Here is a 1,293-nt window from a genome sequence, read left to right as displayed (position 1 = left end):
GGGCCAGCACACCGGCGAACATCGCCAGCACCGGGAAGCCCAGCCACCCCACGATGAGGCCGGCCAGGGCACCACCGCCGGCCGCGGTCAGCGACATCGCCATGTCGGCCGTGCCCTGCACGTCCGTGCGTGCCGCCACCGGTGTCAGGTCGGCGATGATCGTCGAGGCGGCCACCGTCGCGCACGACCACCCGAGGCCGAGCAGGAACAGGCCGGCGAAGATCTGCCAGGAGGACCCCTCCGGGGCCAGGCCGCACAGCACCAGGGACGCGAGCAGCACGACTCCCCCGGTCCGCAGCACCAGCGGTCGGCCGAGACGGTCGGCCGCGAGACCCACGAGCGGGGAGAAGGCGAACATCCCCAGGACGTGCACGGAGATCACGAACCCGATCACCTCCAGCTGCGCCCCGCCGTGCTCCATGTGCAAGGGGGTCATGATCATCACCGTGACCATGGCCGCGTGCGCGCAGGCCATGCCGGTGATGGCCGCGCCCAGTGCGGGCTGCAGGCGCACCGCCTCGGTGAAGCGGGACCACGACCGGCCGGTGCGGGCCTCGGTCGTGGCGTCGGCGTCGGCCTGGGCGAGCAGGAGCGGGTCCGGGCGCAGCAGCGCGGCGACCCAGACCGCGGCCAGGACCAGGACCACGGCGCCGATGGCGAAGCCTCCCGTGAGCTCGGGGATGCCCACCCGGCGCGCCAGGCCCGCGCCGACGCCGGTGAGGTTGGGGCCCACCACGGCGCCGATCGTCGTCGCCCACACCACCATCGAGAGCGCGCGCCCGCGCGTCTCCTCGGGCGCCAGGTCGGTGGCGGCGTACCGGGAGCCGTTGTTGACCGCCGTGGTGGCGCCCAGCAGGACCGCCCCGGTGAGCAGGACGGCCATCGAGTCCAGCACCCCGGCCGCCACGCACGTGGCCGCCCCGGCAGCGCCCGCGAGGTAGCCGGTCACGAGCCCCACGCGGCGGCCGCGGCGGCCCATCAGGCGCGCCAGCACGTACGCCGCGAGCGCGGTGCCCAGCACCTGGAAGGTCTGGGCGAGTCCCGCCTGCGCCTCCGAGCCGGAGATGTCGCGCGCCAGCAGCGAGGCGGTCGCCACGCCGATCGTGACTCCGACGGCGCCGACCGCCTGGGAGACCACCAGCACCCGCACGGTCCGTGCCTGGACGTCCGCGTGAGCCTCCGCGGCCGACCCGGGCGGGGGGCTCACCGCTCGGAGTCCGGCAGCTCGAGGACCCGCCACACCGCGGCCCACACCTGCTTGGGCGGCGTACCGGCGTCGAGGGCCTCCACGAC

Annotated in this window: 2 protein-coding genes; both read right to left on the bottom strand. The window is 75.6% G+C overall.

Annotation, left to right across the window (positions count from 1 at the left end; all coding sequences use genetic code 11):
- Positions 1 to 1,207, bottom strand: a 1,207-nt coding sequence (locus ACXJKL_RS21230) for an MFS transporter (protein ID WP_457208971.1), incomplete at its 3' end; no start/stop codon positions are given.
- Positions 1,204 to 1,290 (bottom strand): DUF3046 domain-containing protein, encoded by an 87-nt coding sequence (locus ACXJKL_RS21225; protein WP_457208972.1) that lies wholly within the window; start codon positions 1,288 to 1,290, stop codon positions 1,204 to 1,206. The genes ACXJKL_RS21230 and ACXJKL_RS21225, both read right to left, overlap by 4 nt.
- Positions 1,291 to 1,293: the final 3 nt, after the last annotated feature.

It is taken from the genome of Nocardioides sp. P5_C9_2, from assembly GCF_054049555.1.
This window is presented reverse-complemented; position numbering and strand designations above follow the sequence as displayed.